The organism is Pseudomonas sp. FSO-7 (assembly GCF_059579345.1).
Genome location: NZ_CM184193.1, coordinates 3,997,754 through 4,023,081, shown reverse-complemented (window position 1 = coordinate 4,023,081; position 25,328 = coordinate 3,997,754). Strand labels below are relative to the sequence as shown.

Annotated in this window: 23 protein-coding genes and 1 pseudogene; 13 read left to right on the top strand and 11 right to left on the bottom strand. The window is 61.1% G+C overall.

The window, feature by feature from the left end:
- The first annotated feature begins 16 nt into the window (after positions 1-16).
- From AC515T_RS17330 to AC515T_RS17310, 5 genes are all read left to right on the top strand, one after another.
- Positions 17-856 carry an ABC transporter ATP-binding protein gene (locus AC515T_RS17330; RefSeq protein ID WP_496529337.1) on the top strand — a complete coding sequence of 280 codons (840 nt, stop codon included), beginning with the start codon at positions 17-19 and terminating at the stop codon, positions 854-856.
- A complete protein-coding gene (locus AC515T_RS17325; RefSeq protein WP_496529336.1) occupies positions 853-1,854 on the top strand; it encodes an ABC transporter substrate-binding protein in 1,002 nt (333 codons plus the stop codon). The genes AC515T_RS17330 and AC515T_RS17325 overlap by 4 nt, the downstream gene beginning before the upstream one ends.
- Before the next feature lie 7 nt (positions 1,855-1,861).
- The gene (locus AC515T_RS17320; RefSeq protein ID WP_496529335.1) at positions 1,862-2,611 is read left to right on the top strand and encodes an ABC transporter permease; all 750 of its coding nucleotides are present in this window, start codon (positions 1,862-1,864) and stop codon (positions 2,609-2,611) included.
- 52 nt (positions 2,612-2,663) lie between these two features.
- The gene (locus AC515T_RS17315) at positions 2,664-5,033 is read left to right on the top strand and encodes a hypothetical protein (RefSeq protein ID WP_496529334.1); all 2,370 of its coding nucleotides are present in this window, start codon (positions 2,664-2,666) and stop codon (positions 5,031-5,033) included.
- 274 nt (positions 5,034-5,307) lie between these two features.
- Complete coding sequence (locus AC515T_RS17310) at positions 5,308-6,072, top strand: SDR family NAD(P)-dependent oxidoreductase (protein WP_496529333.1); 765 nt, start codon at positions 5,308-5,310, stop codon at positions 6,070-6,072.
- 173 nt (positions 6,073-6,245) lie between these two features.
- On the opposite strand, the gene AC515T_RS17305 is transcribed toward AC515T_RS17310, so the two are convergent.
- Positions 6,246-7,064: a helix-turn-helix transcriptional regulator gene (locus AC515T_RS17305; RefSeq protein WP_496529332.1), complete on the bottom strand. Its 819-nt coding sequence runs from the start codon at positions 7,062-7,064 to the stop codon at positions 6,246-6,248.
- A 93-nt stretch (positions 7,065-7,157) separates the two neighbouring features.
- On the opposite strand from AC515T_RS17305, the gene AC515T_RS17300 reads away from it, so the two are divergent.
- Together AC515T_RS17300 and AC515T_RS17295 are read left to right on the top strand one after the other, a co-directional pair.
- Positions 7,158-8,114 carry a threonine dehydratase gene (locus tag AC515T_RS17300; RefSeq protein ID WP_496529331.1) on the top strand — a complete coding sequence of 319 codons (957 nt, stop codon included), beginning with the start codon at positions 7,158-7,160 and terminating at the stop codon, positions 8,112-8,114.
- Between the two features lie 292 nt (positions 8,115-8,406).
- Positions 8,407-8,916 (top strand): hypothetical protein, encoded by a 510-nt coding sequence (locus tag AC515T_RS17295; RefSeq protein WP_496529330.1) that lies wholly within the window; start codon positions 8,407-8,409, stop codon positions 8,914-8,916.
- Positions 8,917-8,985: 69 nt separating this feature from the next.
- On the opposite strand, the gene AC515T_RS17290 is transcribed toward AC515T_RS17295, so the two are convergent.
- The 5 genes from AC515T_RS17290 to AC515T_RS17270 all read right to left on the bottom strand — a co-directional run bounded on the left by AC515T_RS17290 (position 8,986) and on the right by AC515T_RS17270 (position 12,532).
- On the bottom strand, positions 8,986-9,576 hold the full coding sequence (locus AC515T_RS17290) for a helix-turn-helix domain-containing protein (protein ID WP_496533154.1): 591 nt from the start codon (positions 9,574-9,576) through the stop codon (positions 8,986-8,988).
- Positions 9,577-9,629: 53 nt separating this feature from the next.
- Complete coding sequence (locus AC515T_RS17285) at positions 9,630-9,791, bottom strand: hypothetical protein (RefSeq protein WP_496529329.1); 162 nt, start codon at positions 9,789-9,791, stop codon at positions 9,630-9,632.
- Between the two features lie 122 nt (positions 9,792-9,913).
- Positions 9,914-10,627, bottom strand: a complete 714-nt coding sequence (locus AC515T_RS17280) for an ABC transporter ATP-binding protein (RefSeq protein WP_496529328.1) — start codon at positions 10,625-10,627, stop codon at positions 9,914-9,916.
- A 3-nt stretch (positions 10,628-10,630) separates the two neighbouring features.
- Positions 10,631-11,476: an ABC transporter permease gene (locus AC515T_RS17275; RefSeq protein WP_496529327.1), complete on the bottom strand. Its 846-nt coding sequence runs from the start codon at positions 11,474-11,476 to the stop codon at positions 10,631-10,633.
- Between the two features lie 63 nt (positions 11,477-11,539).
- Positions 11,540-12,532: an aliphatic sulfonate ABC transporter substrate-binding protein gene (locus AC515T_RS17270; RefSeq protein WP_496529326.1), complete on the bottom strand. Its 993-nt coding sequence runs from the start codon at positions 12,530-12,532 to the stop codon at positions 11,540-11,542.
- A gap of 304 nt (positions 12,533-12,836) precedes the next feature.
- Between AC515T_RS17270 and AC515T_RS17265 the strand changes: the two genes are divergently transcribed.
- Positions 12,837-13,784 carry an ABC transporter substrate-binding protein gene (locus AC515T_RS17265; protein ID WP_496529325.1) on the top strand — a complete coding sequence of 316 codons (948 nt, stop codon included), beginning with the start codon at positions 12,837-12,839 and terminating at the stop codon, positions 13,782-13,784.
- A gap of 300 nt (positions 13,785-14,084) precedes the next feature.
- On the opposite strand, the gene AC515T_RS17260 is transcribed toward AC515T_RS17265, so the two are convergent.
- Complete coding sequence (locus AC515T_RS17260) at positions 14,085-15,035, bottom strand: DNA/RNA non-specific endonuclease (protein ID WP_496529324.1); 951 nt, start codon at positions 15,033-15,035, stop codon at positions 14,085-14,087.
- 95 nt (positions 15,036-15,130) lie between these two features.
- Positions 15,131-15,730 carry a glutathione transferase GstA gene (gene gstA / locus AC515T_RS17255; RefSeq protein ID WP_496529323.1) on the bottom strand — a complete coding sequence of 200 codons (600 nt, stop codon included), beginning with the start codon at positions 15,728-15,730 and terminating at the stop codon, positions 15,131-15,133.
- 113 nt (positions 15,731-15,843) lie between these two features.
- Between gstA and AC515T_RS17250 the strand changes: the two genes are divergently transcribed.
- The 3 genes and pseudogenes from AC515T_RS17250 (at position 15,844) to AC515T_RS17240 (ending at position 18,191) form a co-directional block, all read left to right on the top strand.
- The gene (locus tag AC515T_RS17250; RefSeq protein WP_496529322.1) at positions 15,844-16,749 is read left to right on the top strand and encodes a transcriptional regulator GcvA; all 906 of its coding nucleotides are present in this window, start codon (positions 15,844-15,846) and stop codon (positions 16,747-16,749) included.
- Between the two features lie 86 nt (positions 16,750-16,835).
- Positions 16,836-17,603: pseudogene (locus tag AC515T_RS17245) on the top strand (PAS domain-containing protein); the annotation flags it as partial.
- The gene (locus AC515T_RS17240; RefSeq protein ID WP_371128517.1) at positions 17,577-18,191 is read left to right on the top strand and encodes a methyl-accepting chemotaxis protein; all 615 of its coding nucleotides are present in this window, start codon (positions 17,577-17,579) and stop codon (positions 18,189-18,191) included. The pseudogene AC515T_RS17245 and the gene AC515T_RS17240, both read left to right, overlap by 27 nt.
- On the opposite strand, the gene AC515T_RS17235 is transcribed toward AC515T_RS17240, so the two are convergent.
- From AC515T_RS17235 to AC515T_RS17225, 3 genes are all read right to left on the bottom strand, one after another.
- Positions 18,172-19,821, bottom strand: coding sequence for an ATP-binding response regulator (locus tag AC515T_RS17235; protein ID WP_496529321.1), 1,650 nt, complete (start codon positions 19,819-19,821; stop codon positions 18,172-18,174). The two genes, AC515T_RS17240 and AC515T_RS17235, sit on opposite strands and share 20 nt — an antisense overlap.
- Positions 19,822-19,913: 92 nt before the next feature.
- Complete coding sequence (locus AC515T_RS17230) at positions 19,914-20,411, bottom strand: hypothetical protein (RefSeq protein WP_496529320.1); 498 nt, start codon at positions 20,409-20,411, stop codon at positions 19,914-19,916.
- 316 nt (positions 20,412-20,727) lie between these two features.
- A complete protein-coding gene (locus tag AC515T_RS17225; RefSeq protein ID WP_496529319.1) occupies positions 20,728-21,366 on the bottom strand; it encodes a response regulator in 639 nt (212 codons plus the stop codon).
- A gap of 101 nt (positions 21,367-21,467) precedes the next feature.
- On the opposite strand from AC515T_RS17225, the gene AC515T_RS17220 reads away from it, so the two are divergent.
- Positions 21,468-23,075, top strand: a complete 1,608-nt coding sequence (locus tag AC515T_RS17220; protein WP_496529318.1) for an ATP-binding response regulator — start codon at positions 21,468-21,470, stop codon at positions 23,073-23,075.
- Positions 23,076-23,249: 174 nt separating this feature from the next.
- Positions 23,250-25,304, top strand: coding sequence for a 2Fe-2S iron-sulfur cluster-binding protein (locus AC515T_RS17215; RefSeq protein ID WP_496529317.1), 2,055 nt, complete (start codon positions 23,250-23,252; stop codon positions 25,302-25,304).
- Positions 25,305-25,328: the final 24 nt, after the last annotated feature.

The window sequence follows — 25,328 nt, the reverse complement described above, 5'->3', positions numbered from 1 at the left end:
CCTGACGATACTTGCCATGCTCAACACCTTTGCTTACCCACCGCCACAAGCCGATGCCCTGACGGTCGATGACATCAGCTTCAGCTACCCCAATGGGCACCGCGTGTTTTCGTCTTTCAGCCTGAACGCCAGACCCGGCGAGTTCGTCGCGATCCTGGGGCCATCCGGCTGCGGGAAAACCACCTTGCTGAACCTGCTGTCAGGGTTTGTGCAGCCGCAAAGTGGCCGCATCACCATCAACCAGACCGCAGTACGCCCGGAGCGTTCGGAGTTGGGTTATGTGTTCCAGGCGCCGCAATTGTTTCCCTGGTTGAGCGCTTTGGAAAACGTCCGTTTCGGTCTGCGGATGAGCGCCTGCACCGACGAATCCCAGCAGCGCGCACAGGCGTTGCAGTACCTGCGCCTGGTCGGTCTGGAGAGTGCGGCGCATCGGCTGCCGCACCAGCTTTCCGGTGGCATGCAACAGCGCGTCTCCCTGGCCCGGACCCTGGCCCTGGAGCCCAGCGTGTTGCTGATGGACGAGCCATTCGCCGCGCTCGATGCCATCAGCCGCAACAGCATGAACGAAGAAACGTTGCGCCTCTGGGCCGAACTGGGCCAGACGGTGTTGTTCATCACCCACGACATCGACGAAGCGGTGTTCCTGGCCGATCGGGTCATCGTGCTCAACATCGCGCCGGGCGGTATTCACAGCGAGCTGGAGATCCACCTGCCGCGTCCGCGCAGCAACCTGAAAACCCGTCGCCTGCCGGCGTTCCTCGATTACCGCAATGAGCTGATGACGCGCATCGCCCAGGTCATGGACGCCTGCGACACCACGGTTTACCCCACCCCTCGACTTGAGCTGACAGCATGATCAAACGTTCGCTGCTTGCCCTTACCTTGTCTGCTGCCACGTTGGCAGGCAGCGCATTCGCCGTGGCGGGCGAGGCGAAACCCTTGCGCGTGGGTTATGTGTTCGCCATGGCCAACGCCCCAGCGCTGATCGCCGACAAACAGGGTTACTACCGCGAAGAAGGCTTGAATGTCGACCTCAAGGCCTTGGGCGATGGCCCGGTGATCCAGCAGGCACTGGCCGCCGGCGAACTGGACGTGGCCTATGTCGGCACCCCACCGGTGTACCAGTGGTTTTCCCGCGGGCTGCAAAGCCGGATCCTGGCCAAGGTCAATTACGGCCAGGCCGCGGTGATTGTCGACGCCAAGAGTCCGATCACTCAGTTGGAAGCGCTCAAGGGGAAAAAGCTCGCCGGGGTCAAGAAGGGCAGTGGCATGGATGTGCTGTTACGCGGTTATGTCCTGAAGGAAAAGGCCGGGCTCGATCCCGACAAGGACCTGGACATCATCGACATGCCGCCGGGCAACATGAACGCCGCCCTTGAACGGGGCATCGTCGACGCGGCGTTTTCCTGGGAGCCCTTCGTCAGCCAGTCGGTGTTGCGCGGTTCGAGCCGGATCCTGCTGGACGTGAACCAGGCGCTGCCGCAATACCCGTGGTACGTGGTGATCGCCTTGCCAAAAACCCTGCAGGAGCGCCCGGATGACGTGGTGAAGCTGCTCCGCGCCCATCGCAAGGCCATCGCCTTCCTCAATGAACATCCCGACGAATCGAACCGGCTCATCGCCGAGGCCTTCAAGCTTGAAGCGGTGCAAGGCGTTGACGGCAAGACCATCGCGCCGCAGGCCATCGTTGCCCAGGCCCGGACCCGGTTGGGCTGGTCGGCGGACTTGCAGGCGTCGGACATCCAGTTCATCCAGCGCCTGATGGATTACTCCCATGACCTGGGCTTTATCGACACCACGCTCAAGACCGAACAGATCGTGGACACCTCCTACCTGGAAAAATCCGCGCATTGAGTCCGTCATGTCCTTGCCAAAACCGAATTGGGGATGGGCGTCGCTGCCATTCCTGTTGTTGATCTGGATCGCCCTGGCGAGCCGCTTTCCCACCTACATCCTGCCGCAGCCCTGGGACGTTGCCCGCGAGGCGCTGCGCTGGCTGGGTGACCGTTCACTGTGGCAGCACCTGCAGGCCAGTGTGCTGGAAGAGTTGGGTGGTTTTTGTGCCGCGGTGATCGTTGCGCTCCTGCTGGGCACGGCCGCTGGCCTGTCCTCGCGCTTTCGCGATTTCGTCTCGCCGCTCAACAGCCTGTTCATGGCCATCCCGCCGATTGCCTGGGCGCCGCTGATCATGATCATTTTCGGCCTGGGTTATGTCTCCATCGTGCTGGTGATTTTCATTGCCGCGATGTTCCCCATGGCCGTGACGATCCAGGAGGGCGTGCAAAGCATCCGCGGCGGTGAAGTTCGCGCGGCACGGACCTTGGGCGCCAGCGCATGGCAACTGTTGGCCCATGTCTATTTACCGGCGTCGTTGCCGTTCGTGACCGCTGCCTTGCGCATCGGCTTCAGCCAGGGCTGGCGGGCGCTGGTCGCGGCGGAAATGATCGGCGCTTCCCAGGGCATCGGCTGGATGGTCGCCACGGGCGGGCAGATCGGCAACAGCAGCCAGGTGCTGCTGGGCATTGTGCTGATCGGCCTGATTGCCTGGCTGATGGAGAGTTTCGTGTTCCGGCGCATCGAGCGTCACTACCAGAAATGGCGCGTGCAATAAGCATCGCCCCACGTATTCGAACCCTTCAGTGGACCACTGCACGAGGTGTCATGTGAGTAACGTTTTCGATCCCCGCGAAGCCGGGCATTACATCGCCCCGCAAGGCCTGTACGAGCGCAACAAGAAACGTCCGTTCCTGGGCAGCGTCCATTGTGACCGTGACACGCTGGTCGCCGGGCAGTGGGATGAAATCACCCTGGTCTACGAGGTCGGTGGCAGCGGCCTGGCCGACGGTGCGTGGCTCAAGCTGGCCTTCAAGTTCTACTCCGACTGGGCCTTGTTCCAGACCTCGAACCCGGCCGGTCCCAACTATGTCAGCGCCGAGTACCAGGCGGGTGAGTTGGTCCCTGGCCAGAGCCAGGCCACGGTGCAGCACTTGAAAGTGCGCTTCGACCAGAAGGGCCATGAGCGGCCGTTCCAGAAGGCGATCATCATCGACATCATCGACGGTTACCTGAACCCGGGCGATAAAGTCATCATCCGCCTGGGCGACCGACGCCAGGGCGGGGCAGGGACGCGGGTGCAGAGCTTCGTCGAGAAGGACTTCCGTTTCCGCCTGTTCATCGATCCCTTGGGCAGCTCGAAATTTGCCGAGGTGCCCGGTGATCCCTTGTTGGACATCGTGCCGGGGCCGGCGCAGTTCGTGCAGTTGATCGTGCCTCGACTGGTCAGCGCCGGTGAGGCGTTCGATGTCCTCTTGCGGATGGACGATGCTTGGGGCAATACCTGCCGAAACCTGCCGCTTGAAGGTGTGCTGACCCTGGTTGACCCGGAGGGCGGCGAGCGCCAACAGCCGTTCACGCTGGCGGCCGAAGGTTGGGCGACGGCCCGGCTCGAGGCGCTTGACCTCGGCGCCGTGGGCGAGTGGCGTTTGTCCGCCGAGGTCGCGACGCCTTTTGTCGACGGTGCCCAGGCCTTCGTCACTGTCGACCCGGCCGGTACGGCGTTGCGCCCGCTCTACGCCGACTTGCATGTGCACTCCGATGACACGGTGGGCACCAACGACACGCTGTACAACCTCAGCTACGGTCGCGATGTCGCCGGCCTCGATGTCCTCGGCTACACCGCCAACGACTTCAACATCACCGAGCAACGCTGGGACCAGGCGGTCAAGCTGATCCATGAACTCAATGAGCCGGGCCGATTCGTGTGTTATCCCGGGACCGAGTGGTGCGGTAACTCCTGTGCGGGCGGCGATCGCAACGTCGTATTCCTGCATGACCGCAAACCCGAATTCCCTTTCGACAATCAGGGCCGGTTGGTGCGCTCCTTCGAATGGAACGAGTTCACCGCCGGCACCATCAAGCCAGGGGCCTGGCCGGTGGACGAGTTGTACGCCGCCTATGCCAAGGACCCCGAAGGCCATCTGATGATGCCCCATGTCGGCGGACGCCGTTGCAACCTCGACTGGCATCACCCGGAGCTTGAACGGCTGATCGAGGTGGGTTCGGCCTGGGGCCAGTTCCATTGGGTCTATGCCGAAGCGCTGCAGCGAGGCTATCGGGTCGGCGCCGCGGCGAACAGCGATGAACACCAGGGCCGCTGCGGTGGCGGCGTTCCGGCCACGGCGGTGTTCGGCTCCCGTGGTGGGCTGACCGGCGTTGTCGCCGAGGCTTTCGACCGGGCCAGCGTCGGCAAGGCCTTGCGTGCCCGCCGTACCTTCGCCACGACTGGGGAACGTTCGTTTGCCAGCCTGCGCCAGGGCAAGCACTTCATGGGGGAAGTCTTCACTGCCGATTCGACTGCCTGCCTGGACTATCGACTGCTGGGAGAGGCAGGTTGGGAGCAGGTCGATCTGTTCGATGGCGACCAGTTGATCTGGTCGCGCAATCTGCACCAGGAACTGGGTTTTTGCGCGCAACGCATTCGCCTGCGCCTGGGGGGCGCGCGGATCAAGGACCGTTATCGCGGCGCTTACTGGACAGGCGAAATCCGCATCACCGGCGCGGTCATCAATGGCTTTCGCGCCTTGGGCCTCGACCATCCCGAACAGACTGTATGGCGCAAGGACGCAACGGTCCTGGCGTTTCGCACCGACACCAATGGCGATACCGACAGCATCGAAATCGACCTGTCGCAATTGGCCGGCGCCAGGCTGCAGATCCACAGCCGTATCGACAACTACGTCAAGGTCGGTGACCCGTCCGAACCGCAACCTTACGTGCACGCACCGACGGTGGTGATGGAGCTGTCCGGCGATGAGCTGCTGGCGCGATCGCAAGTGGTCGAAGCGTTGCCGGGCGCGGAGTTGAAGATGTCCCTGGAACGGATGACCGCTGCGCCGTTGCCCCGTGAGTTGCAGGGCAACATCGAACTGGCCCGCTTGGGGCTTGCGCCTGGGCGTGAACACCCCTTGTTCATCTGCGCCCGCCAGCGAGATCAGTCACGGGTCTGGACCTCCGCGTTGTTCCTGACCCTGTAGGAGCTGTCGAGTGCAGCGAGGCTGCGATCTTTCCCCAGACACTTGAATCTCAAGCGAAAGATCAAGATCAAAAGATCGCAGGCTTCGCCAGCTCCTACAGAGCCCAGCAGGAGCAATCCCTGGCCACATTTTGCGCAAAACCCCGACAGTCCCAGCAAGCCTGCGAAAGCCCGGCAGTCGCCGATGCGAGAAAGTGAAGCCGTCGATAACGACAGCGCCCACGGGCGCCGGGCTGGCGAATGTCTCGTCTGCCCGCTCACGCAGGAGAGCGATCATGACCGATATCCAACACAACATTCCCCACGAAGTCGAAGGCAAGGTTGCACTGGTCACTGGCGCCGCCAGTGGCATCGGCAAGGCCATCGCATTGCTGTTGCATGCCCGCGGCGCCAAGGTGGTCGCTGAGGACATCAACCCCGCCGTCCACGAGCTGGCCCGTCCCGGGCTGGTGCCGCTGGAGGCCGACATCACCGAGGATGGCGCCGCCGAGCGCGCTGTCGGCGTGGCCATTGAGCAGTTCGGTCGGCTGGACATCCTGGTCAACAATGCCGGGATCATCATCAACAAACTCGTCATCGACATGACGCGCCAGGACTGGGAGCGCATCCAGGCGGTCAACGCCACCGCCGCTTTCCTGCATTCACGCGAAGCGGTCAAGGCGATGATGCCGAACAAGTCGGGGGCCATCGTCAACATTGCCTCCTACGCGTCCTATTTCGCTTTCCCGACCATTGCCGCCTACACCGCCTCCAAGGGCGCCCTGGCGCAACTGACCCGCACCCTGGCGCTGGAAGTCATCGAGCATGGCATTCGCGTCAATGCCATCGGTGTTGGCGATGTGGTCACCAACATCCTCAATGACGTGGTCGAGGACGGTCCGGCGTTCCTTGCGCAACACGGTGAAGCCGCGCCCATTGGCCGGGCCGCACAGCCGGAAGAAATCGCCGAGGTGGTGGCGTTCCTGGCTTCGGACCGGGCCAGCTTTATCGTCGGTGCGGTGGTCATGGCGGACGGTGGCATGACCGTGACCGCTGGCTAGCCCGAGCAGGCTTGAACGTGTCCACTTGTGGGAGCGAACTTGCTCGCGATAGGGGTCTTCCATTCAGCATCAATGTCGACTGCCAGGACCTCATCGCGAGCAAGCTCGCTCCCACAGGGGGGCGAGCTTGCCCATGGATGTTTTGTCTGCTGATCGAATGTGGGGGCGGTGTATCAGTTGCATAACCAATCCCCACGCAACTGCGCCGGGCTGACGCCAAGGCGTTGCCTGAACAGCGTGGTCATGTGCGCCTGGGAGTTGAAGCCGCAAGTGTGGGCGATGTCGGTCAGCCGGGCGGTTGAATCGCCCATCAGCGCCCGTGCCTTGGCCAGGCGTCGGTCGATCAAGTAGCTGTGTGGGCTTTTGCCGGTCGCTTGCTTGAATGCCCGCATGAAATAACCTTCGGACAAGCCCAGCAGCCCGGCCATTTCCTTGATCCCCAGCGGACCGTCGAGACCGGCGTCGATGAATTCATCGAGCAGGCGCATCCGGCTGCCCGTGATCGAGCCTTGGGAGAGCGCCGAAAACTTCCCGCGGTCCTTCAGCCTTTCAGCCAATCCAAGTGCCCAGGCCTCCCAATCATCCTCTGCCGTGGCACGCAGCAGTGCGCTGCGCATTCTCAGCGCGAGGGTGATGGCCTGCGGGTAAATGCGATTGTTGAACGCATGTTCCCCCGGCAGCGCCAGGCCGTCGGTGCGCACCACCCGCAGGTATTCACCGCCCTTGGGGGATTCGGAGAACACGTCGCACTCGGCGGGAACGAATGCCAGGCCGTTGGGCAGCGCCTCGAAGGGCAACACGCGGTCGCTGCCGATGGCGTGCCGGCCGCGCTGGCTGTCGAAGGCAAAACCGATCGCCGACTGGGTCGCGATATAGCGGGTCGCGTAAGCACAGCCGGGGAGCAATTCGATCGCCCACGGCCCTGCCTCGATACGACGGACCGGTTCAGACAGGGGCGGCGGTTGGCGTTTTCGCGGGCTCATGCACAGCATAGTAATGAAGAGCGGGGCTGAAAGTCAGGTCAGTTTTCTGAAAGCCCCGTCGCCGTCGCGCTGATTAGACTGGGCAAAACCTGGAGGCCCATCATGCACACACTGACCCGCGACGACATCGAACACGCAGCCCGCCATCTCTATCAATTCATGCCCGCCACTGCCCAATACGCTTGGCCGTTGCTGGCTGAGCGGTTGGGTTGCACGGTGTGGGTCAAGCACGAGAATCACACCCCGACCGGGGCCTTCAAGGTGCGCGGCGGCCTGACCTTCGTGCACTGGCTCAAGCGTGAGCACCCCGAGGCGAAAGGCATCGTCACGGCGACGCGCGGCAACCATGGCCAGAGCCTGGCGTTGGCGGCTACTGCATTGGGTTTGAAAGCGTTGATCGTCGTGCCCCAAGGTAACTCGGTGGAGAAGAACAATGCCATGCGCGGCTTTGGCGGCGAGGTGGTCGAGTATGGCCGCGATTTCGATGAGGCCCGCGAAGAGGCTGCACGCCTGGCCCATGCACAGGGGCTCTACCTGGTGCCGCCGTTCCATCCCGAGTTGGTCAAGGGCGTGGCGACCTATGGGCTTGAGCTGTTCAAGGTGGTGCCGGACCTCGACACCGTCTATGTGCCGATAGGCTGTGGCTCGGGGATCTGCGCCGTCATCGCCGCCCGCGATGCCTTGGGGCTGAAAACCCATGTGGTGGGCGTCGTGTCCACCGAGGCCCTCGCGGCGAAGTGGTCATTTGAAACGGGAAGGCTCTGTGAGACCGCTTCGGCGAATACCTTTGCCGACGGTCTGGCCGTGCGTAGACCCATTCCCGAGGCCTTCGCCCTCTATGGGGCCGCTGCGGCGCGGATCGTCGCGGTCAGCGACGCGGAAATTGCCGAGGCCATGCGGGTGTATTACACCGACACTCATAACCTCGCCGAAGGGGCAGGCGCCGCGGCCTTGGCGGCACTCATGCAGGAACGTGAAGCGATGCGGGGGAAAAAGGTGGGGGTGATTCTGTCCGGTGGGAATATTGACCGGCCGGTGTATGCCCGATTGATTGGCTGAGCCATCGGGGCGGGAGATTCCAAGGGGCACGTTTAGATCGATTATTTCTTACGGTTATTGACCTAGGTCTGGATGGCATATCCATGACCGAAGAATCGAAGCTGTCGTTTAGAAAGTGTCTGCAATGAAAGCGTAGTGCATGCAGCAGCGGACGACTTGGTGCGTGTCACTCCGGTAAGCCTGTTTGAACGTTCATTCCTGCTGTTCGATCGTCATCTTGTCGGGCCCGGGTCAATGCTTAGAATCCGCCCCATCAGCTTGTCCTACTCTCGAACTTACAGGGAACACCACCATGATGAACGCCATGCAGATGCCAATGCCAATGAACGCCAACATGCCGATGATGCCGATGATGGGCATGCCGATGATGATGGCGACCATGACCTGCGAAATGATGGGGGACGGCATGCAGTGCAAGATGATGCCAGCTGCCGGCATGGACATGGCCATGTTCAAGAACAGCGCCGACATGATGCAGATGATGATGAACTGCGGCATGCCGATGATGATGCATTGCGGCAACATGAGCATGATGTGCATGTCCCAGGCGAGCATGGCCATGCCGATGGCGAGCATGATGATGCCAATGCCGATGATGGGCATGCCGATGCCGTCGATGAAGTGCGTGATGGAATGCACGGTGATGGCGGACTGCATGATGTGCAAAGTCATGCCGATGGCGGGCATGAACATGGACATGATGAAAAACTGCTGCGCCTTGATGATGAAGATGATGAGCGACTGCAACATGCCGATGATGATGAGCTGCAATGGCATGCCGATGATGTGCTGCACCTGCTGATTTTTTGTTGCTACGGGCGGTGTGTTTATCCGTTACCGAAGAAACGGATATACACACCAACCTGACTTTTCAGTCCAGGCGTTCCGGATAGGTAACCACCAGATACGCCACCGCCTCACTGTCCGCCGGGTTGCGATACCGATGAGGCTGGTCAGCGTAGAACAGAATCGAATCACCCGTGGAGAGCAGATAGCGCTCGTCGTTGACACTGATCTCCAGCACACCTTGAGACACCACCAGGTTCTCCTGGACCCCGGGCCCGTGCCCTTCGGACCGGTCCTCGCCCAAGGGGCTCAGGCGCAGCTCGTAGAATTCCGACTGGCGTGCCACATCGAACGGGAACAGGGCACGGCTGACGAAGGCGCCACTGGCGCTGACCAGCCGTTTGCTCTGACTGACCGACAGCACCGCCACCCCTTCGAAAGCCCGGTGTTCCAGGAACGCGGCGACCGACACCTTCAGGCCCTTGGCGATTTTGCACAGCACCTTGATCGACGGCACACTGCGTCCGGACTCGATCTGCGCCAGCATGGCCCGGCTGACTCCGCACTGGCGGGCGAGGGCGTCGAGGGACAGGTGTCGCTTGCCGCGCAGGCGTTGCAGATTCTGCGCGACCCGTTCGCAAATCGGATCCTCATCCAAGGCTTCCAGGTTATTCAGATCCACTTCGGGTTCGTCGGCACTCGCCAAAAAGCGCGAGGGTTCCTGGGCGCTCACGCCTGATACGTCCTGGTCGGTTGGGATGCCTTGACCCACTGGAACGCCTGGTAACCGGCATTACGTGCGTACATTTCCCACATGGCCCGGGCCAGTTGCTGAGCCTGCTTGCGTTTGCGGAACTGGACGAAGTCGATAACGTTGTCAGTCGGTTTCATAAGGCACTTCACTGTCGTGACCAATGGGACGGGATGAGCTGAGAGTACGTGGTTATGTTTATAACCATAAATACTGATTGTTTATTGATTAATTCTTTTAAGTGCTTAGCGAAGCACCTTGATCAAATCACATGAGCACGCTGCAGTTCGGTCAGCGCCAGCGCTTTGAGTCGGGCCAGCAACGGGTCGCGCCGGTCTCGCGGATGGTCCAGTTGCACCGTCAACGCTTGGCGAATGCTGCTGGGGCGGTTGTCCATCACCAACACCCGGTCGCTCAGGTACAGCGCCTCGTCGACATCGTGCGTCACCAGCAACAAGGCAATGGCGTGCCGCTCGGCCAGTTGCAGCAACAGGTCCTGCAGTTTCATTCGGGTGAAGGCATCCACGGCGCTGAAAGGCTCGTCCAGCAACAGCACCCGTGGTCGCCCGTACAGGCCGCGGGCAATTGCCACCCGCTGCGCCATGCCGCCGGACAACGCCTTGGGCAAGGCGTCGGCAAAACCGGTGAGGCCGACTTCCTCGATCAACTGCGCGACCCAGGCCTTGTCGTAATCGTCGTCGTCAACAAAGCCGATATTCTGTTGCACCGTCAGCCAGGGCATCAACCTCGGTTCCTGGAACACAAAGGCCAACTGCCCGGTGTGGCTGAGCAGTTGTCCTTCAAAGTCCTTCTCCAGGCCGGCAACGATGCGCAGCAAGGTGCTTTTGCCGCAGCCGCTGGGGCCTAGCAGGCTTACGGTTTCCCGGGGTTGCAGTTGCAGATGGATATGATTGAGCACGGTGGTGTCGGCGAAGGCCTTGCGCTCGACGTAGAGCTCCAGCAGGGCTTGGGTCATGGCTCACTCCTCGGTGCCGTTAAAGGTGTCGCGCCAGGCCAGGAAGCGTTTTTCCAGAACGGCGAGGATGCCGTCGCTGAGCTTGCCCAGCAGGGCGAGCACGAGAATCGCCGCCAGCACGATGTCCGGACGCGAGGTTTCGCGGCCATCGCTGAGCAGATAGCCCAGGCCTTTGGTGGCGGCGATCAGCTCGGCGGCCACCAGGAACATCCAGGCCAGGCTCATGCCGCCGCGCAACCCGGTGAACAGGCCGGGCAGGGCGGCGGGCAGGAGAATCCGTCGCACCAGACGGCGGCGGCTGAAGCCGTACATATGGCCGACCTCCACCAGCTTGCGGTCGATGTTGCGAATCGCTGCCACGCCATTGAGGTACACGGGAAAGAACGCGCCGATGGCGATCAACACCACTTTCGAGGTTTCGTCGATGCCCAGCCATAGCAGGAGCAACGGCACCCAGGCCAGGCTGGGGATCGAGCGCAGGCCGGCGAAGGTCGGCTCCAGATAGGCTTCGGCTTCCCGGCTCAAGCCAACCCAGGCGGCGAAGACCAAGGCCAGGCCGGCGCCGATGGCAAAGCCCAGCAGTACGCGCAACAAGCTGGCGCTGATGTGTTTCCACAGTGCGCCTTCGGCCAGGTCGGCGAGGGTCAGGGCGATCTCGCTGGGGGCCGGCATCTGGTAGGCGGGCAGCCAGCCGATGCGCACGATGATTTCCAGGGTCATGATGATCAGCACTGGCAGGGCCAGGCCTTTGAGACGCAGCCGCCAGTGGTCGGGATTGAACAGAGGCGCTTTGCCCGATGCGGATACGGCCAAATGTGGGCTGGAGAGGTCTTCGCTGTTAGTGCTCATGGCGGTCCTCCGGCAACACCGAATCCGCGCCAGGCGCGGATCGGTTGTCGCCTGGGCAAGGGATTATTGTCGGGCCACGGCCTGCTGGCGGCCGGTGTCGAGCAATTGATCGATCACCTGGTCCACATTCACCCCGCGACGTACCAATTCTTCCGAGACCAGGATCGGCGCGGCAGCCTTGGAGGCCAACACATCCTTGGCACTCAACTGCGGGCTGCCCAGGTCGGTGCGTGACAGTTGCAGCCGGGCGACTTCCAGTGGCAGTCCGGATTCGTCGGCCAGCAATTTGGCCAGCTCTTGCGGATGCTCCACCGACCAGGCCCGGGCCTGTTCGTAGGCCGCAAGCACGGTATCGATGGTCTGCGGATGCTCCTGGGCATATTTCTCCGTGACGCTGACCACACCGTAGCTGTTGAAGGCGGGGTTGCGATACAGCGGACGTGAGCCAGCCTGTATTTCGCTGGCGGCCATGTGCGGGTCGAGACCGGCCCAGGCGTCGACATCGCCTTTTTCCAGGGCGGTACGACCGTCCGGGTGTTGCAGATGCACCAATTCCACATCGTCTTTTTTCAGCCCGGCCTGTTGCAGGCTGCGCAGGGTGAACAGATAGGGATCGGTGCCTTTGGTGGCGGCAATCTTCTTGCCCTTCAAATCGGCGATCGTTTGGTACGGCGAATCCTTGCGCACCACCAGGGCGGTCCATTCGGCGCGGCTGTAGACATACACCGACTTGATCGGGCTGCCATTGGCCCGGCTCAGCACCGCGGCGAGGCTGGCGGACGAAGCGAAGTCGACGCCGCCGCTATTGAGGTATTCCAAGGAGCGGTTACTGCCTTGGCTCAGGACCCAGCTGACCTTGGTCTGGGGCAGGGCCTTTTCCAGGTAACCGAAGTGCTTGAGTACCAGGCTGACCGGCGAATAATAGGCGTAATCCAGGTGCACTTCGGCCGGGGGGCTTTCTGCGGCCAGGGCCAGAGACGGCAGGCTCAACGCCAGGGCGCAGGCGCTGATCAGGTATCTGGCGCGGGCCAGGGAGAAGCGGACGACGGGTTTCATGGAACAGCTCCAGACAAGGCGGCGAGAAGGCAATGTTCTTATTTCCGAAAGATCGGACAGCGGTAGAGAATCACGCTTGAAAGGAATATTGCAGGCTCTGTGCCATAGCCGGCGAACGGGCGGTTTTCGGGGGCCGCCCTGGGGTGAAGGCTTCCAGGACATGTTGCCCAGCCAACAGTCTGTTGCGGCACTGTTGCGCTATGGACACTGGCTGCTTGCGACTCTGAGCTTATGCTTTAAAAGAATTTCGAATGCGGATTGCAAGAGCGTTATGTTCTATGAAAATTCATTCAGGAATGCCTTCATGAAGTTCGCTCGATCCCTGCGCCGTCTGCTCTTGAGCACCTTGTTCGCCGCACCTTTGGCCCAGGCCAGCGAGCCGTTGGTCCTGCACGTCGGCGACCAGAACTATTACAACGTGCGGGCTTCGGTGGAGGCCTCGGGGGTGCTTGAGGGCGCCCCCTACCGCGTCGACTGGAAACACTTCCAGGCCGCCGCGCCCCTGGCCGAGGCATTGAATACCGGCGACCTGGATCTGGGTTTTCTCGGCGATTCGGGTTTTCTGTTCCTGGCGGCCAAGCAGGCACCGGTGAAACTGATCGGTGTCTCACGGCAGAACCCGGACACCATTGCGCTGTTGGTGACCAAGGATTCACCGGTCAAGACCATCGCCGACCTCAAGGGCAAGAAGGTCGCCTATTGGCCGGGTGCCTGGAGCCAGCAACTGACCCTGCGTGCCCTGGAACAGGCCGGCCTGCCGGAGAGTCATGTGGCATTCATCAAGCTGATGCCGATCGACGCGGCGGCGGCCTTGCCCCAGGGCAGCATCGACGCCTTTCCGGTGTGGGAACCCTACATCTCGCAACAGATCCTGTTCTCTGGTGCCCGGCCGATCCTGACGGCGAAAAACCTCATGCCCGGCCTCAGTGCCATCGCCGCTTCGACGCCGGCCATCGACAGCAAGCGCGAAGCCATCGCCGACTTCCTCGGCCGCGTGAAACAAGCCCGCGCCTGGGTCGACAACCACACTGATACGTACGCGGACCTGTGGGCGAAAAAGGCCAATCTCGACCAGAACGTCTCGCGACATTGGTTGCGTCAGGCCCACATGAGCGTCGGCCCGGTGGATCGACAGGCCGCCGCCGACCTGCAAAGCACGGCGGACTTCCTGTTCAAGGTCAAGGCACTGCCGGCCCCGTTGGCCACTGCCGGGATTATCGACACCTCCTTCAGCCAGGCCTTGAGCGAATAACCCGAGTGAACAAGCTTTCCCCCACAGTTTTTCGGGGTGATCATGAGCTTATACGCCCTGAATCCCCTGTGGGAGCGAGCCTGCTCGCGATAGCGGTGGTCAGCTTGCGGAGATATTGACTGTGCCGCCGTCATCGCGAGCAAGCTCGCTTGTACACACAGTTTTCCGGGGTGATCATGAGATTCGAGATACACCCTAAATCCCCTGTGGGAGCGAGCTTGCTCGCGATAGCGGCGGGTCAGCTTGCGGAGATGTTGACTGTGCCACCGCCATCGCGAGCAGACTCGCTCCCACCGCTTTTCAAAGGCGGATGTCTTCAGGCCCACGGATCGGCGCTTCAATCCTCGTACCGGTCAGTCGTTCTTCATTGGAGAAGCCGTCATAGTCAGCCAAGCTGCCAAAGCAGATACCGGTCAGCGCTTCGATTTGATCGACGCTGCGCCGGTAGGTCTTGAGTGCCCCGAACACCAATTCCAATTGTTCCAGCTCCTGGCGCTGGTCAATCATGTAGGCACTGGCCGAAGGTTTGCCGTCGTCACCGAGAAAGGCCACGACCTTCCAGAAGGCGGTGGGGATCTGTACGCCTCTGTACGTTTGATCATCGTCCCGGAACAACGGTCCGGTAAATATCGTCGCCCTGGCTTTCCACCGACGCGTGTTATCGAGGATGTAATCCTCAAGTTCAAGCCAGGTTTTTTGATTGAAGGCTGCCATCTGCGGCGAGCAGTTGGTGAAGTGGAAGGTGTCGTTGTTGGCGGTCTGTGCGTCGGGGCCCCAATTGGGGTCCTGTCGTCTGACCAGATGACCGCGATCCAGTAAATTGCCGGCATACAGCGCTTCGCCAATCTGGGCGTCGCTGGGGATTCGTCCGTCGTAGGCCCAGGCATCACGACCCCGGTCGATCTCGACACTGCTGGCGCCATCGATGTTGACGCCCGCCACCAGGGCCAGACGTCGCCGTCGCGAAAGCGTGATGGAGAAGTGCTGATAATCCAGGCGATTGTCGGCGGTGCCGGTCGGGTAGACGTCATCGACCAACGTCGCTTCCACGCTCGGCCAAGGCACTATGAAGTCGCCAAGAAAGCCGCTGTCGTATCCCTGTCGGTCTTGCAACTGCACTGCCGGCGTGACGGTGGGCTCTGCCTGTTTGCGCAGGGCGCCGGACACGCGCCTGGCGGTTTCCTGCAGGGGGTGCAGATCGGCAAGCCGTGGTCGGTGGGCGAAATCCACCTGGAGTCCTTGCGGTGGCATGATCCTACCTCGCTGAATGGGAACGAAAGTAATCAGCAAACCTGGCGATCATGCTCCGGCACCATGAAGTTTTTATGATGCTGCCTGGCCTGTGGTTATGCCGCCTCCGCTGCCATCGCCGCCCGAACACTGGGGCGTGCTGCGATTCGGGCCATGAACGACGCCAGCACCGGCCAGTCCCCGATCTCGATATTGAACAACGGCAACCAGTTCAAAACGGTAAACAGATAGCCGTCGGCCAGGCCGAAGCGGCCCATCAGGTAGTCCTGTCGTGCAAGGGCCTGGCTGAGGTAATCCAGGCGCTTGAACAGTTTTGCCCTGAAGATCGCTTTGGTTGGTTCGGCAATGTCGGCGTTGAACAGCGGGGCACAGCCGCTGTGGATTTCGGCGCTGATGAAGTTCAACCACTCCTGCAGGCGAACCCGCTCCCAGGTGCCATTGGCCGGGGCTAGCGTGTTTCCGGGCACCAGGTCGGCCAGGTACTGGACAATGGCGGGCCCCTCGGTCAGCACGCTGCCGTTTTCCAACATCAAGGCGGCCACGTAACCCTTGGGGTTGATGCTCAGAAAGTCGAGCCCGTCGGCGGTGCGCTTGGTCTTGTTGTCGACCCGGATCAACTCAAAGGGCAGGTCCAATTCCCGCAGCACGATGTGCGGGGACAATGAGCAGGTCATGGGGGCAAAGTACAGTTTCATGGTTTCCTCACAGGCGGGGGGCGGGCCGCCAGAATCGGTGAGGGCCGGAACATTTTCAAAGGACATCTTCAGTGCTAGCGTATGACAAAATCTCATGAGCTCAGCAAGCCGCCATGGCCACCCGAATCTCTTCTCTCAACGGCCTGAAAGCGTTCGAGTCAGCTGCCAGGCACATGAGCTTTACCAAAGCCGCAGCAGAGCTGAACGTCACTCAAACAGCCATCAGCCATCAGATTCGCCGGCTCGAAGAGGAACTGGGCGTGCGTCTGTTCCTGCGGCTCAAGGACGGCCTGGCCCTGACCTGCGAAGGTCAGGCCTATTTCCCAGGCGTTCGGTCGGCCTTCCATGAACTGCGTTATTGCACGGAGACGTTGCTGGAAAGCCGCAACAACAGTGTCTTGACGATCAGCACCCTGGTTTCTTTTGCCTCCAAATGGTTGCTGCCGCGGCTGGCGTCCTTCCAACAGGCGTTCCCGAATATCGACGTGCGCGTCACCGCATCCACGGAACGGGTGGATTTTCGCAAGGGCGGCGTCGATGCGGCCATTCGTTACGGTGTCGGCGATTGGAAGGGCGTGCGGGCCGACTGGCTGATGGCCGACGAAATCTTCCCGGTGTGCAGCCCCAGGCTGCTGCAAGGTCCCACCCCCTTGCAGGCCCCCGGCGACCTGGCCCAGCACACCTTGTTGCAGGTCAGTGGGGTGACCAGCGGCGACTGGGCTTCATGGTTGAGTGCCGCTGGCCAGCCGAAAAGACTGGCCGAAGGCAGCCGGCTGACCTTCGACCTGGCCATGATGGCCGTACAGGCGGCGGTTGATGGCCTGGGGGTGTGCATCGGCCGTTCAACGTATGTCGAGGATGACCTGAAGGCGGGACGATTGGTTGCACCCTTTGATCTGCGGTTGAAGTCTGACCTGGGCTTTTACTTCGTCACCCCCCATGAACTGGCCGATGCGCCAAAGGTGCAGGCCTTTAGAACCTGGTTGATGGATGCGGTGAGTTTTGGCGCCGAAACGTGATTAAGCCGTACCGTTCAGTCCCCCGCAAGCCAGCCGATATACACATAGAAGGTCCGGTTACTTTCAGGGGGCACCGAGGGTACGTCATGTTTAATAAAAAACTAAAAAATGAACTGACGGCTAGGACGGCCGAATTGGCAACTTACAAAGGACTGGTCGGCGCCCTGGAGCGGTCGATGGCTGTTATCGAGTTCAGCCCCGACGGTAAGGTCCTTCGGGCGAACGAGAATTTCCTGAGCACGATGGGCTACCGTGCAGATCAATTGGCCAGCCTGTCCCATCGTGATTTCTGCACCCCAGCGCTGGCGGGCAGCGCCGAGTACCGTGAATTCTGGAACAAGTTGCGCACCGGTCAATTCGTTTCCGGCACGTTTCAGCGGCGTAGCGCGTCAGGCCAGAACGTGTGGCTGGAAGCAAGCTATAACCCGATGATGGACGAACAAGGCCGCGTCGCGAAAGTGGTCAAATACGCACTGGATGTCACCGCCAAGGTGACCGCTGAGGCCGAAACACGGGGTCGGCTGGCGGCCCTCGACCGGGCCATGGCAGTCATCGAGTTCGACCTGGGCGGCAACATCCTGACCGCCAACGACAACTTCATGAATGTCATGCATTACTCACAGGCCGAACTCAAGGGCAAGCACCACCGGATGTTTTGCGAACCGAGCCTGGTGGGCAGCTCGGAGTACAGTGATTTCTGGCGTCGTCTCAACGCCGGTGAGTTTTTCAGCGGTCAATTCAAGCGCCTCGGCAAAAACGGCAAAGTCGTCTGGCTGGAAGCCAGCTACAACCCGGTCTACGACGCCGAAGGCAAGTTGTGCAAGATTGTGAAGTTCGCCAGCGACATCACCGAACGGGTGGAGAAGTTCGAAGAGGATTCGCGCGGCGCCTCCCGTGCGTACCACATCTCCGCCGAAACCGAACGCGTGGCCGAGCAGGGCGCCCAGGTGATCCACCAGACCGCCAAGGAGATGCGTGAGATCGCCGACAACATCGGCGCCTCCGCACGCCTGGTTGGACAATTGGGGGCGCGTTCGGAAGAGATCACGGCCATCGTCAACACCATTCGCGGCATTGCCGACCAGACCAACCTGCTGGCCCTCAACGCGGCCATCGAGGCCGCGCGGGCCGGCGATCAGGGGAGGGGGTTCGCGGTGGTGGCCGATGAGGTCCGGCAACTGGCCGGGCGCACCAGTCGTTCCACCTCGGAGATTGCCGAAATGATCGGTATGATTCTCTCCGAAACCCGCGATGCCGTCGCGAGCATGAACGTGACCCATGAGGGCGCCTTGCGCGGCGTCACCCTGGCAGACCAGGCCGGATCGGTCATCGTGCAGATCCGGAACGGGACCACCGATGCCCTCGATGCGGTGAGCATGTTCGCGTCCAAGCTCGACGAGTCCGAGGTGATTCCCAAGACGGCTATCGGCTGGGTGGGTTGAGGTGAGCTGAGTCCTCGCCCTGGCGATCCATGCGCTTGACCCGTTCAAGCAATACCGTTCGCAGCTCTGGCGGTCGCACGGGCTTGGCCAGCACCGAGATGTTCAGGCTGTGCAGCGATTGGCGTATCCGCTCGATCTCATGCCCGGTGATGACCAGCGCCGGGACTTGCCAGCCGCGCTGCTCGCGTATCGCGGCGATGCATTCGGAGCCGGAAACCTTCGTACCCAGGTCGAAGTCGGCAATGATGATGTCGCAATCGCTGGTCAGCCCTTCGCCGTCGCTGTGGGTTTCCACCTCGCAGCCCCATTTTTCCAGGAGCGCCGACGTCGCCATCAGGACGTTGGCGTCGTCTTCCACCAAGCACACCCGTAATCCGTCCAAGCGATGCTGGACGGGTGACACCTTGGGCTCCATGGCCCTTGGCGCCGCCAGTTCCAGGCCGCTGATCGCCACCTGGGTGCCTTGTCCTACGGTGGAACGGATATGTATATCGACACCGAGTATCTGGCTGATGCGCTTGACGATGGACAGGCCCAGGCCAAGGCCCTCGACATCCTTGTCGCGCACATGGCGCACGCGGTAGAACTCCTTGAACACTTCGGGCAAATGTTCGGCGGCAATGCCGCGCCCCTTGTCGTAGATCACCACGGCCAGGCGCGTGCCCTGGCGCCGCACACCGATCAGCACCGGTTGGCCGGGCGCGTATTTGAGGGCGTTGGACAGCAGGTTCTGGACCATTGTGGTCAACATGCCTGGATTGACGCTGACCCAGTAAGGACAGGCGCGCAGGCGCAATTCGACCCCGGCCCAGCGAGCCGCCTCGGTGTTCTGCTTGACGACGTCCTGCAATAACGCTCCCAAATGGACGGTGTCGGCCTTCGGCATCAGTTGGCCGTGGTCCAGGGTGTAGATGTCGAGGATCGAACGGAACAGCTGCGATACGGTGTGCAGCGAACGGTCGATGTTGTCCACCAAGCGCAATTCTTCCAGGCCCAGCCTGGCGTCACGCAGGCAGGCGGTGAACAGGCCGATGGAATGAATGGGTTGGCGCAGGTCATGGCTGGCCTGGGCCAGGAACCTTGATTTCTCCTGGTTGGCCGCCATGGCTTCTTCGGAGGCAATGCGTGTGCGCTTGAGCAGAATGTGTGCGTAGGCGGGCACCACGATGGTGGTGACGATCACCATCAGGAACATGTAGGGCTGGGTGTGCCAGAACGGGTTGAGCCAGAAAACCAGCACCAGGGTCGACAGCGCGATAACGGTTGCCAGTGCCAGGTAGCGCGAGCCGAAGCGCATGCCATTGCCCAAAGTGACCCAGAGCAGCGCGGCGTAGATCGGCAGTGCGCTTTCACCGCCCAGCACCATGGCGAAAGCGATGCCTGTGTAGTCATGCAGCATCGAGAAAAGGCGTCGCCAGAAGAAGTGTCCCGGCCAACGCTTGATGATCATGCGCAGGAATACCGAGGCGACGATAAACGTCACGATGTAGACGATGATGGGCACGTAGCTTGTGGCATCACCGGGATGGAGACTGGCCAATACGACGATATACAACAGCGCGCAGGCGCTGACGGTCAGGCGTAACGTCGCCTGGTCGAGTTCACTGTTCTTTTCCACTGGCTTTGGCATCTCATGATCTCTGATGCCTCCAAGCGTAGCGGCTAGCCTCGGTGAGGGGGGGGGACAGGCTTGATGCTGTCCCCAACGGACGAGTCATTGCGTCAGTAGACCCTGTAGTACTTCACGACGTCATCGACGAAATAAATGGTCAATACCGAACCTTGGGTCTGGCTTTGGCCGGTTTTCGTGCCGGTCACGCTGCTGACGTCGTTGGCCACGGTTTGTGCCTTGGACAGTTGTGCCGAGGTGTCGTACATCTTCTGGCGCGTCTCGGTCGACACGTACTTATTGGCCAGCTTCATGTATTTATCCAGGCCCTCATCACTCTTTTCATAGGTCCAGTTCGACTCGTTGCTGGTGCTGGTCGAATTGAGTTCTTCATTGGTCGGCGCGCCGAACATTTGAGTGATCTGGCCTTTGGTCGTCTTGCCCGGAATGATCGTCTGCTTGAGGTAAGCGACGTCGTATTTTTTCGCACCCTGATTCAAGGTGCTCATCAAGTTACCCAAGTCAGCGGTGTTTGCACAGCCGTTGAGTACGCCCGCCAGCACGCACAGTGACAATCCGTTTCTAAGTGTTTTTCCATATACGAAGGACATGATGACTTTCCTTGAGTTAATGTCAGGACCCTTCCACTTCAACCGGGCAGACGGTGAAGTTGACCCAGCATTGCGCCGTCTATGGGTTTATTTAATCCATAGGCTTTACACGCCATAACATTTCGATAGGCACAGTGATACTGCATGGCGAATGGCGCGTTGGCTTTCTTTATGTTTGGCTGTTTGAACAGCCTTTTTAGGGAGCGTCCACAGCTTAGGGGGAGAGTACTGGACGAAGCTATAGTACAAGTGTGCTATGGCCTGGTAGGCGAGCAACGAGAGGAATGATCAATGCGTATTGGCGGCCGTTATACAGTTAATTATCCTGTTTTTCCGACCATCCGCCATGGCTGGGGAAGTTGGAAAATTGCGCCGCAGCCGCTGCGCGCGTGGGAACACCCAGGGATTTGAGCAGGCTCGAGACATGGATGCGCACCGTGAACGGGGAAATGCCCAGGTCCCGGGCTATCTCCTTGTTGGTCTTGCCGGCCGCGATCAGGCCAAGCACTTGCCGCTGGCGCACTGTCAGTTGGGAAAGCGCATCGTCCTGGACCGCGTTTTCGGCTTGATACTTCACCACCACTTCGCCTTCGCGTATTGCCATGATGGCGTCGGCAATGCCGGCGGGGTCGATATTCTTGCCGATGAAACCGTCAGCCCCCAGGGCCATTACCTGGGAAATAACATCAATGTCATCCATCATTGAAACCACAATAATGGAGGTTCGTTTGAACTCGCTGCGCAACTGGCCGATGACGTGCAACGATTTGATCCCGGGAAAACGCAAGTCGAGTATCAGGGAGTCCACTTCCTCCCCGGAACGCGCCAGCGCCAATACTTCATCCAGATTGCCCGCTTGTTCTATGTTGGCTGTCGGCAGAAGCCGTTCGAGGGTTCTCAACATACCTTCACGAAACAAAGGATGATCATCGGCCACAATGACTCTGCACGTCATGCTTCAGATCCTTCTGACTTCAAGTTCGCGCATCGTAACCTAAACTGCCCCTCGGGTTTCAGTTTGAAACAAACTTCATGTTGGAATAAAAAACTGTGAATATGACGGAAAAAAATAGCGAGCTTGATCAGGCGACATTGAGATTGACGGTCGGGGCCTGTGCTTCACTCTACGTCATTGTGGTGGCTTGTCTGGCCAGTGACTTCGAAACCTATGTACCGATCCTGTGGTACATGACTTTTTTCTTCGGCGTCGCGGTCCCGCTGCGCATGGCGGTCAAGCGCTGGCCCGGGCACTTCTTCCTGCGTCGTCTTTTTGCCATGACACTGGATTACGCAAGCCTCGCCTTCGCCTTGATCGTGGGCGGGGAGGGCACGCTGCCGGTGTACGCCGCATTGCTCTGGGTCACGTTGGGCAATGGCATGCGTTTCGGCTCGCGCTACCTGGCGCTGGCAACCGGTATCGCGCTGTCGACCCTGGGGGTGATTTTCCTGCTCACGCCGTTCTGGCGTGGCCAGCCCTACCTGTTCCTGACGTTGATCGTCACCACCATCGTGGTGCCTGCCTACGCGCATATCCTGCTGACCCGTACTCGCATCGCTTCTGAAGAGGCGATTGCCGCGAACCAGGAAAAATCCCGCTTCCTGGCCCAGGCCAGCCATGACTTGCGCCAGCCGATCCACTCGATCGGCTTGTTCACCGCCTGCCTGCGCGATGCCCGGTTGGGCCAGGAAGAGTTGCGACTGGTGGACAACATCGACCGCTCGTTGCACATCGTGTCGCAGCTGTTTCGTTCGATCCTGGACATCTACACCCTCGATAACGGGCAGCTTGAACCCCAGGCCGAACCCGTGCACCTGGGCGCGTTGCTCCAGGACGTGGTCAAGCAGAACACCGAAGCCGCCCGCTGGGCCGGTGTCGAGTTGCGCCTGCGACCTTGTCGGCATTGGGTCAACGTCAATGCCGGCCTGTTGGCGACCATGGTGCAGAACCTGGTCTCCAATACGCTCAAATATGCCCCCGGCCAACCGGTGTTGATCGGTGTGCGTCCGAAAGGCAGTGGCCTGGCTATCGTCATCTATGACAAGGGCCGGGGCATTGCCGCCGAACATCTGCCTGAGGTGTTCAAGGAGTTTTATCGGGTACGCCACGTCCGTGACAAGGACGTCGAGGGGCTGGGCCTGGGGTTGTCTATCGTCAAGCGAATCAGCCACCTGATCAATCTGGACATCCAGCTGGACTCCCGCCTCGGCCAGGGCACGCGTGCCATGATCCAAGGGCTGGAAAGGGTCGCGCCAAGGGCGCTGGTGGACAGACCGGTGCCCACGCAAAGCCGCTTGCAGGGCTTGCGGGTGTGCCTGGTGGAGGATGACGCCAACGTACTGATGGCGACGTCGGCGCTGTTGGAGAAGTGGGGATGCGAAGTGGAAACCCACAGCGACGGGGTGGGCGTGACCAGTGACTGCGACATCATCATTGCCGACTTCGACCTGGGGCCGAAGGTCTCGGGGGCCGAATGCATCGCCGCGATTCGCGAACAACGGGGCTGGGAAGTCCCCGCCATGATCATGACCGGCCATGAGATCGAAAGAATTCGCCACGCATTGCACCACATGAATATTTCGATCCTCGCCAAGCCCGTGCGGCCTCCGGAGTTGCGGGCGACCTTGCTCGAATTGACCAAGCATTTCGCCAGTGTCAGGACCTGAGCCCACCATTCCATTTTATGAAACGGTGGATTGCAGTTTGTGCGTATTCCTGCGCAGCCGCTTTGGGCAGAAGATGGCTCCAGCCACTTGCACAGCCGTGCAAACGATGGCGGAGAATCCCTAACCGTAGCGCACTGGCGCAGGCGTTGATGCTGCGAGCGCGAGGAGTAGCTGATGGACGAAGCCTTGCAAGCAAAAAACTCGCCCTGGCACGAAGGAGAGCTGACCTTGCAGCGCTCCGTTGGGGCAGTCGACATGATGACCAGCGTCGGCCAACGGCAACTGGCGCGTACGTGGATGCCGGACCAGCACCGGGAGTTCTACGCCCAACTGCCTTTCGTGGTGCTGGGGGCGGTGGATCGGCAAGGCGATATCTGGGCGACCCTGCGCGCGGGACAACCAGGGTTCATGAGCTCGCCCGATCCGCAGACCCTGCACATCAACCTCGAGCCCGAGCCGAACGACCCGGCCCAGGAAGGCATGGGCGAGGGGGATGCCATCGGCATGCTGGGGATCGAGTTGCACACCCGTCGGCGTAATCGCATGAACGGCGTCGTGCGCCGTCAGCTTGCCCCGGGGCTGGAGATTGCAGTGAGCCAGGCCTATGGCAACTGCCCTCGCTACATCAACCTGCGCCAGTACCAATTTGTCGACGCGCAGGCCGCCGCACCGCGTCAATTGACCGTGTCAGACCCGCTGGTCCGTCGCCTGGTGACAGCGGCCGATTCGTTCTATATCGCCACCTACGTGGTGCGCGATGGCGAGCGGCAGGTCGATGCTTCCCACCGTGGCGGCAAGCCTGGGTTCGTGCGCATGGACGAAGACGGGTCGCTGACCATTCCGGATTTTTCCGGCAACCTGTTCTTCAACACCTTGGGCAACATCCTGCTCAACCCACGGGCCGGGTTGGTGTTCGTCGATTTCCAGACCGGCGATCTGCTGCAAATGAGCGGTTCGGCGCAAGTCCTGCTGGACGATCCCGAGATCAAGGCCTTTCAAGGCGCCGAGCGGCTGTTGCGCTTCACGCCGCAACGCATCGTCCATCGCCCGGCCGCCATCGCGCTGCGCTGGAAAGACCAGGACGAGGGCGACTCCCCCAATTCATTGATGACCGGCAGCTGGGAGCAAGCCGCCGAACGTTTGCAGGCCGAGGCGCTGCGTAGCCGCTGGCGTTCATTGCGGGTCGCGCGGGTCGTGGACGAGAGCCCCGACATTCGCTCATTCTATCTGCAGGCGAGCGATGGCTTGGGTTTGCCCCGGTTTGAAGCCGGGCAACATTTGCCGGTGCGGATCCAGCTGGAGGGGCAGAACGCTCCGTCGATCCGAACCTACAGCGTTTCCAGTGCGCCGTCGGATGATTTCCTGCGCATCAGCGTCAAGCGCGGTGGATCGGTGTCGTCCCACCTGCATGAGCAGGTGCGGGCGCTACACGAGATCGACGCGCGGGCGCCCCAGGGCCATTTCACCGTCCAGGCCACCGAGCGGCGTCCGTTGGTGTTGCTGGCAGCGGGGGTGGGCATCACGCCGTTGTTGTCGATGTTGCGTGAGGTGGTTTACCAGGGACAACGCATCAGTCGCATGCGCCCGGTCTGGCTGGTGCAAAGCGCCCGCTCGGTGGCCGACCTGGCGTTCCGTGAAGAAATCGAAGAACTGGCCGCCCGTGCTGGCGACAAGCTCAAGGTTGTGCGCATGGTCAGCCAACCGCCCACCGAGGCGAAGGTGGGTGAAGGCTATGACCTGGCGGGCCGGATCGATGTGGAGCTGCTGAAGAAACTGCTGCCGCTCAACGACTACGACTTTTATCTGTGCGGGCCGGGCAGCTTTACCCAGGCGCTGTACGACGGGCTGCGCAAATTGCGCATCCCTGACGATCGCATCCATGCGGAAACTTTTGGTCCCTCCACCCTGGTGCGGGATATCGAAGTCAGCATGCCGGCGCCCCAGCAAGTGCCGGCCGCGACTGAAGCGGTGAAGGTCTTGTTTGCCAGTTCCGGCAAGGAAGCCCGTTGGGAACCCGGCGGCGGAACGCTGCTGGAGCTGGCCGAAGCGCGTGGCCTGAACCCGGAATTCAGCTGCCGCGGCGGTTCCTGCGGTACCTGCAAAACCCGCTTGAGCCGTGGCCAGGTGCATTACCTGAGCCAGCCGGCCGAACCGGTTGGCGAAGGTGAAGTGCTGATCTGTTGCGCGGTACCGGCCCAAGGGAGCGAGCCGCTGGTGCTTGAGGTCTAGGGTGCCTGATCGTTTCACCGAATG